The organism is Flavobacterium sp. MMLR14_040, assembly GCF_033657265.1.
GTDB lineage: Bacteria > Bacteroidota > Bacteroidia > Flavobacteriales > Flavobacteriaceae > Flavobacterium.
In genome coordinates, this window is record NZ_JAWVWO010000017.1 from 92,151 (window position 1) to 100,652 (window position 8,502).

Annotated in this window: 6 protein-coding genes; 1 reads left to right on the top strand and 5 read right to left on the bottom strand. The window is 32.9% G+C overall.

Translation table 11 applies throughout. From position 1 onward, the window contains the following. Window positions 1-2: 2 nt before the first annotated feature. Complete coding sequence (locus SD960_RS18755; RefSeq protein ID WP_318805282.1) at window positions 3-527, bottom strand: DUF5004 domain-containing protein; 525 nt, start codon at window positions 525-527, stop codon at window positions 3-5. A 467-nt stretch (window positions 528-994) separates the two neighbouring features. Here SD960_RS18755 and SD960_RS18760 point away from each other — a divergent pair, with 467 nt between their 5' ends. Further along, entirely contained in the window at window positions 995-2,593 is a 1,599-nt protein-coding gene (locus tag SD960_RS18760; protein ID WP_318805283.1) for a DUF6377 domain-containing protein, read from the top strand. 705 nt (window positions 2,594-3,298) lie between these two features. Here the strand turns inward: SD960_RS18760 and SD960_RS18765 are convergent. The 4 genes from SD960_RS18765 to SD960_RS18780 all read right to left on the bottom strand — a co-directional run bounded on the left by SD960_RS18765 (window position 3,299) and on the right by SD960_RS18780 (window position 8,159). Further along, window positions 3,299-4,522 carry a sterol desaturase family protein gene (locus SD960_RS18765; protein ID WP_318805284.1) on the bottom strand — a complete coding sequence of 408 codons (1,224 nt, stop codon included), beginning with the start codon at window positions 4,520-4,522 and terminating at the stop codon, window positions 3,299-3,301. A gap of 220 nt (window positions 4,523-4,742) precedes the next feature. Next, window positions 4,743-6,029 (bottom strand): Glu/Leu/Phe/Val dehydrogenase, encoded by a 1,287-nt coding sequence (locus SD960_RS18770; protein WP_318805285.1) that lies wholly within the window; start codon window positions 6,027-6,029, stop codon window positions 4,743-4,745. A gap of 451 nt (window positions 6,030-6,480) precedes the next feature. Then, window positions 6,481-7,335 (bottom strand): EamA family transporter, encoded by an 855-nt coding sequence (locus tag SD960_RS18775; protein ID WP_318805286.1) that lies wholly within the window; start codon window positions 7,333-7,335, stop codon window positions 6,481-6,483. Between the two features lie 230 nt (window positions 7,336-7,565). Further along, the gene (locus SD960_RS18780) at window positions 7,566-8,159 is read right to left on the bottom strand and encodes a 2OG-Fe(II) oxygenase (protein ID WP_318805287.1); all 594 of its coding nucleotides are present in this window, start codon (window positions 8,157-8,159) and stop codon (window positions 7,566-7,568) included. Between the last annotated feature and the right edge of the window lie 343 nt (window positions 8,160-8,502).

Genomic DNA, 8,502 nt, shown 5'->3' on the forward strand with positions numbered 1-8,502 from the left:
TTTTAGTTAATAGCATTTAATTTGAATACATAAGATACAAAGGCAATTCCGTCAGAAGAATGCACTAATTGAAGTTCCATTTCGTCGTTGTTTCCAGGAACTGAAGTCAGTCTGAGTTCGTCTGTTTTTTGTGTTTTTTGAGCGTCGCTGTACAAATAAATTCGAACCGGACCGCTTGCATTAGTTGGTTGAAAATCGGAACTTAATCTCCAAAATCCCGTTTTGGCAAACAATGGAGGAACGTCTCCCAGAACTTCATAACTTGTTGGATTCATACTTTCATCTACGTTAAATTTGATTTTAAAATCCTCGTAGTTAAAATACGTACTCAAGTTTTGTTCACTTGGTTCGATGGCATTTGCCTTAGCAGATTCATCAACCATTTTCAAATTTGTTAATCCCCAATTTCCATTTACTTTCTCATAAAGGGTAATCGGATCAACGTAGCTTCCGTCTTCTGTATTATCACAACCAACGGCCATGAAACACATCAAAACAGCTAACCAATAAATACTTTTACATTTCATAAATTTGTGGTTTGTTTCGTTAGTTTTTTTGTCTCTTTAAAGACATGACGAAACTAGATGTTAAAAAAATCTAAAAAAAAACATCTGAGAAAAATCAAGATATATTTTGAGTTAATATCAAACTAATTATTTAATAATCAGCATTTTATAATATTTTGCTGATTCAAAAAATCAAGACGTTGTTTAGATCAAATTGCATGTTTTTTTAATGGTAATAATGACAATATGCAAATTTATACATGTATTTTTTTCACTATACATATATATAATTGCTTTTTATTGTATAATTGCAAATTATTAGACTACTTTTAACATTTAGGAGTGATTTGACTTTATAAATCACACATTTCTAAATACAAAAGGCTAATTTTAAAGTTGCTCAATCATCAACTCTTTTAAAATTATTCTGAATTAAAACGAATTAACACTACAAATCAAAAACTAACTTTACCCCTAACCAAAACACCATGCGAATAATATTGATTCTGTATTTTTTTATTGCAGGTTTTTCTCTGGCTGCGAAAGAGAAAAATCCTGTATTGGAAGAATTGGATAAAGTGCTTCTGAAAAAAGAAGTGTACTTAAAAAAGAAATATCATAAAATTGCAGCCTTAAAAAAAGACGTTTCAAAATTTACTTTGAGCCAAAATAACGAGCAATTGTATAATTGTTATATGTCGCTGTTCGAAGAATATAAATCCTTTAAATATGATTCTGCTTATTATTATTTGGAAGAAGCAAAAATCAAAGCCATTGTTTTAAAAGATCCGAAGTTTTTGGCTAAAAGCCGAATTAAAGAAGGTTTCGTATTGCTTTCCTCCGGATTATTTAAAGAAGCAATTGATACTTTGAATGTTATCGACGACCAAAAACTTGACCAGAAAAATAAATTCGAATATTATTCCATAAAAGCCCGCGCTTATTATGATCTCGCTGATTATAATAAAGACCAGCGTTTTAATATTCATTATGTGCAACAAGGAAATCATTTCCTGAAAAAAGCTTTGGAATTAATTGGAACCAACAGCAACGAATATTGGGCAGCAGAAAGTTTAAAACGCTTAAAACAACAGGATTGGCGTGGCGCCGAATTTGCCTTTAGCTACTGGATAAACAACTATAATTTGCCTCCGGATTACTACGGAATCGCAACTTCGAGTCTCGGTTATATTTATTCGGAAAGAGGATATACCAAAAAAGCAATTTATTATCTCGCTCTCGCCGCTATTGCCGATGTTAAAAATGCCACGAAAGAAACGGTTGCTTTACGAAATCTCGCCAACGAACTCTTTAAAATGGGCGAATTAGACAAGGCAAATGAGTACATTAATATCGCGATGGACGATGCTACTTTTTATAATGCAAGACATCGAAAAATTGAAATTTCGTCGATTTTGCCTATTATCGAAAAAGCACAATTAAATAATGTAAAAGACAAAAATGACAAACTCGAAAGAATCATTATTCTGCTAACAATTCTGACTTTGATTATTATTTTGTTTCTGATTATCATCTTCAAACAATTAAAAGAAAAGAATAAAGCCCGCAAAATTATGGCTTCATCCTACGCGCAATTACAGGAAATGAATGTGAGTTTAAGTGAGGCCAATGCTATTAAGGAAGAATATATTACATATTTTATTAAGGCGACTTCAGCTTTCATCAATAAAATAGATCATATCCAGAAAAGTACGCTTCATAAAATAATTACGAAGAAAACCGACGAAGTTATTGCGAGTTTAAAGCGCTATAATGTAAAGGAAGAACGAGAAAATCTATTCCATCAATTTGATGAAATCTTCCTCAAATTGTTCCCCACTTTTGTGACCGATTTTAATAATTTATTTCCAAATGATCATAAATGTGTGGTAAAAAAAGGTGAACTTTTAAACACTGAACTCCGCATTTTTGCCTTGTACCGATTAGGGATTCAGGACAGCAGCCAAATGGCAGAATTTCTGGAACTTTCTGTAGCTACAATTTATACGTACAAAACGAGAATCAAAAGCAAATCACATTTTAAAGATACTTTTGAAGAGAAGATTATGGCTATTAAAACGATATAATTTTTTGCCCACGGATGGAACGGGTTAAAAGGATTTTATGTTGCTCCAGTGGAGCATCATATTTATAGAAAATATATACGTTTGTGAATAAGTTCCAACGGAGCAGCATATTTATAGAAAATATATACGTTTGCGAATAAAACTCCAGCGGAGCATCATATTTATAGAAAACATATACGTTTGTGAATAAAGCTCCAACTGAATAAAAGCTCCAGCGGAGCAGCATATTTATAGAAAATATATACGTTTGCGAATAAAGCTCCATCGGAGCAGCATATTTATAGAAAATATATACGTTTGTGAATAAAGCTCCGGCAGAGCATCATATTTATAGAAAATATATACGTTTGTGAATAAAGCCTCAGCGGAGCATCATATTTATAGAATATATATACGTTTGTGAATAAGATCCAGCGGAGCATCATATTTATGAAAATATATACGTTTGTGAATAAAAGCTCCAGCGGAGCAGCATATTTATAAAAAATATATACGTTTGCGAATAAAGCTCCATCGGAGCAGCATATTTATAGAAAATATATACGTTTGTGAATAAGCTCCAGCGGAGCGAAATATATCACCCCAATGGGGTTCGTTTACGTGATTTTAAATGTTTCTATAAATATGATGTCCCGCTGGGACTTTGTTGGGATACATAACAATAAAAAATCATTTTACTCTGTGAAATCTATGGCAAAAAAAAAATTATTCTGAAGTTTCTAACTGAAGAATCACATTCTGATAACGCTTGCTCAACGAGAACAATTGCTCCGCAAAAATCATAATCGCCAGCGGAACAAACAAAAATGCCATTAAATCTTCTTCGTATAAAAAATAACTGCTTACTATAAAAATTCTGCCATATTCCAGGTAATAAATCCATCTGCGCTGTTCTAATAAAGCACCGCAGTTAACCAACGTTATCAGAATAAAAGTCAAAACAAAAACTTTATCAAAAAGATTTAAAAAGTCGAAATAATAAGTAAAAACAGTTAGAAATAAAGTGCAGATTCCCAATTGAATATAAAGATAATTACGAAATCTTAATCTTTGATGCGGATTACTTTTATCCTGCAAAAAGCGCTTTTCTAATATCGGACGAATATCCTGATCCATATGCGCGGGACTTCCAAAAATGGCTTTCCATCTGGCTTTAAAACCTTTGGAACGTTTCCATAATTCGTAAATTTCAAAATAATAATGAAAATGCTGCCAAAGAAAACTGTAGCTTTTCAGCGGATGCGTTAATCCGTATTTTGGTTTTTCTTCTTCTTCCTGGAAAGTTCCAAAAATACGATCCCAAAAAGTGAACATATCTCCGTAATTTTTATCCAGATATTTCTCGTCAGAGGCATGATGAACACCGTGAACGGATGGCGTTACAAAAACATATTCTAACCATTTTATTCTGCCAATAAGCTGTGTATGTGTAAAAAAGGAATATGCACCATGCACAATCAGCATCGTGATTACCATTGTAGGATGAAAACCAACAAGTGGAAGAATACACCAAAAACCAGTTCGTACAACCGCCTGAAAAGTAGTAATTCTGGCTGCAGCCGTAAAATTAAATTCTTCACTATGATGATGCACAATATGCGCCGCCCAGAAAAAATTGACTTCGTGACCCAGTCTGTGGTACCAATACCAGACAAAATCGGTCGCGAGAATTAAGGCAAACCAAACAAAAATATTGCTGGGAATGTCAAAAAATCGGTAATTATTATAGATAAAATAATAGAGCTGATAAAAACTTGCGGCCACAAAAAGATTGATTAATCTTTCGGCAATACCAATACTAATGTTCGAAACAGAGCTTTCGTAATTGAAAATCTCAGGTCTTTTTTTGCGCTGTGCCAGTTTAAATTCCAAAAACAAAAAAATGAAAAACGCCGGCATCGCAAACGCCAGAAAATTAATATGTTCCATTTTAAAAATTACTTTTTTGATTTATTATAGAAGTAATAACAATCGATTTATTTTTAAACACATAGAAACATAGCTTTTTGGAATCTAAAAAAGACGTTTCACTTGCATTAACAAACATAGATAGCTATGTGTTAGAAACTAGTTTCTTTTTGATTTGTCTTTTTCAAAATCATAAAATCTATGTTTCTATGTGTTTAATTTTTATTAAGCTCAAAAGATTTTAATTCTGTTTAAATTTTGGTGCTTCCAGTGCCACTTCTTTCACAGCTTGCGTATCGGCAACTTTTTGCAAAGCAATGACATAAGCCGCAATACGAGGCGTTACGTTGTGTTTTGCCGCAATTCTGAAAACAGTTTCAAAACCTTTTTCCAAAATATCTTCCAGACGCGTATTGATTTGGTGAATTCTCCATGATTCTAAAAGCGAATTCTGAAGCCATTCAAAATAAGAAACCGTTACACCACCCGCATTTGCCAAAATATCCGGAACAACCAACACATTATTCTCGTGCAAAATCTGATCAGCATCTGATGAAACCGGACCATTTGCTCCTTCTACAATTATTTTAGCTTTAATATCCTGAGCATTTTTCTGCGTAATAACATCTTCTTTTGCCGCCGGAATCAAAACATCAACTTCCAAAAGCAATAAATCTTCGTGTTTTATCGCCACTGAGTTTGGATATCCCTTGATGCTTTTATTATTGAGATTATAATATAAAATCAGTTCAGGAATATTAAGTCCGTCCGGGTTATAAAATGCTTCAGAAACATCGCTCACCGCCACAACTTTCAATCCTTTTTGATGTAAAAACAAAGCCGAATGCAATCCTACATTTCCAAATCCCTGAATGGCAACCGTTGATCTTGCAGGTCTTAATTTTAGTTTTTGAAGCGCCAAAAGTGTAATAATGCTTACGCCTCTTCCGGTTGCTTCTACCCTGCCCAAAGAGCCTCCGGAATGCAAATGTTTTCCAGTTACAACAGCATGAATTGGTTTGCCGTGAAGCAATGAAAATTCATCCATTAACCAACCCATTTCGTCAGGACCGGTTCCCATATCCGGTGCGGGAACATCTTTTTCGGGACCAAAAATATCAGATAAAGCTTTTGTATACGCTCTGGTTATTTTTTCTAATTCTTTTTTAGAAAGTGTTCTCGGATCGCAAATAATACCGCCTTTTGCTCCTCCAAACGGAATTCCCGTTACGGCAGATTTCCAGGTCATCCAGGCTGCCAATGCTTTTACTTCGTCAAGATTTACGCCATTATCATAACGAATTCCGCCTTTTGATGGTCCCAAAGCCGTGTTGTGAATTACTCTGTATCCTTCAAAGTTTTGTACGTTTCCGTTATCCAAAACAATAGAAAAATTAACGACAATTTGTTTTTCAGGTCTTTGCAATTTTTGCCTGATTGATTCGTCAAGATTAAGAATATCTGCCGCGATATTAAAACGATCAATCATAGACTGAAAGGGATTCTGTTTTATTATTTCTGTGCTCATTTTTATATTTTTAATTGGGGTTATTTTTTTGATTTAGAATTTTACCTGACTCTTTTTCAAGAGAATTGTTATTGTAAACAATTGCCTGTCTGCAACACGGAATCTTGATAAGACAGCACTGCATCATTATGTTGGTATTTCTATTTGATCTCATTTTATTGATTTTTTAAATAGTTCTAAAAAAAAACCTTTCATGGTGCATGAAAGGCTAAAAAAAAAATAACTAACAAGTTCCATTTTCTATTAACGCCATTTCATTACATAGTTCATCATGCAACACATCGTGAAGCTGCACATGACCTGAATGATATTTTGGCTATAGTTTCTCATTGTTGAAGCAAATTTATAAATATATTTTATAAATTCTATAGAATTAGTAGAGTTTATTTTAATTATTTTAAAACTTAATATAAAAGAACCTGTAAATTAACGCATTAAGCAGACAAAAAATTTACTTAAATTGAGAAATAACAATCAAAATAATGGCAATTAAGGCCAAAAAGATACCGATAAAGTTAATTTTGGATAGTTTTTCTTTGAAAAAAAACAGGCCAACAAGACTTCCTAAAATAATAACTCCCATATTCATTCCGGCAAAAACGGTGGAAGGATTTTCTGAAAATGCTTTATGCGCTTTTAGGTAAAACAGAATATTCCCGAAATTAAAAAGTCCGACCAAACTTCCGAAAAGGATATTTTTAGCTTCTAATTTCATCTTTTTAATTGCAACATTATAAATAACGATAAGCAAAGAAACCGCCAATGAAATATCAAAAACAATAAATAAAGATGTGGTATAAGGCAAATTGGTATAAAGTGCAATTTGTTTGAAAAGGATATCGATTAATCCGAAACCTAGTAGAACCACAGCAGGATAAATCCATTTGTTTTCTTTGTTTGCTGATTGTTTTTTTAAAATGAACAACAGCGCTAAAAAACCTACAATGATTCCCAGAACTTTATAAGTATTGAATTCTTCCTTAAAAATAAACCAGGCGGCAAGAATCGGAATAAAAAGCGACAATCTCTGTGCTGCATCTGTTTTTACGATTCCCATATGCTTTATGGATGCGATCAAAAACAAGAAAACAACCGGCAACAGAATTCCTATTGCAAGATAAATATTCCACGGCGCAGTGATGTGAATTTGAGAAATATCCGGGCTAAAAGTGAGGTAACACAATAGGAGGGCAAACACATAATTGAAGGTTACAATTTGAATTGGATTTCCGTTATATTTACGAGTGATTTTAAAAATTACACCAACCGTTACGCTACAAAGAATACTTAAAATAAGAAACAACATATCATTATATTTTAAATACAAAAATAAGGTTTATCTCTTTTATACTTTCAAAAAAACACGATTTAATCCTGCCATCTGGACACTAATATAAAAATAACATGAATTGCACGAATTGCACGAATTGTCACGAATTAGTTTGTAAAATTAATTTCACAAACTAATTTGGTCTATAGAAATTTGTGAAAATTAGTGTAATTAGTGTTTAATATTTATGTCGCCACGAAAACATTTTAATCACTCTTTAACCAGCCAGTAATGCTCATTCTTGTATTTTGCGTAACCAAAACCTCATGAACTAATTCGTTACTTTTAAAGAAAACTGTTTTTCCCTGAGTTGGGGCAATTTTTTGATTGTTATTTTCCTGATGAATCATTAATTCACCACCATCTGCCTCCTTCCAATTACTATTTAAATAACTGATCATCGAATATTTTCGACTCGGATTATTTTTGAATTGATCTAAATGTTTCAGGTAAAAATCGCCCGTTTCGTATAATGAATAATGAAATTCATAACCGGTAATTCCGGCGTAACAGCTTTCGTTTAAGTATACTATGAAAGCATCTATTTTATCGAAAAATTCATTTTCGAAAACATTATTGTGCTTTTTATCAAGCCAATAAATAGAATCGCTTCTGATGGCACCGTCATAAGACAGTTTCTCTGAATTACCAATTCCGGCAGCCAGAAGTAAACTTTTCTCGTTTAAATCTAACAAGTTTTGTTTTAAATGATTTGCTAGTTCAGCACTTAAAAAATGCTCTGATATTCCTACTTTATTCTCAATATAACTCGAAATCAAATCTTCGAAACCATTTTCCATTTTGTTTTTGGGAAAGACTACAATTACAGCCAACGGAGCAAGGTAGAGGAAATAAAAATGGTAATGGGTTTATTTTCAATAAATAAAAACTAAACCTGTTAGCTTTGGCGTACTTGTCATCTCGACGAAGGAGAGATCACACTAGAAACTCCACAATCTAAATCGACAATCTTTGTAGAGTTACGCGTGTGATCTCTCCTTCGTCGAGATGACAAACTGTACAGAAACTTGAATGAGTTGTCCTGAAAAAGGTTGACTGGATTAATAATATAAAATTAGTTAAATCGGAACAGAATTAGTTTTGTTCCGATTTGTTTTTTTCCATCTTTTTAGTTTTATCTGG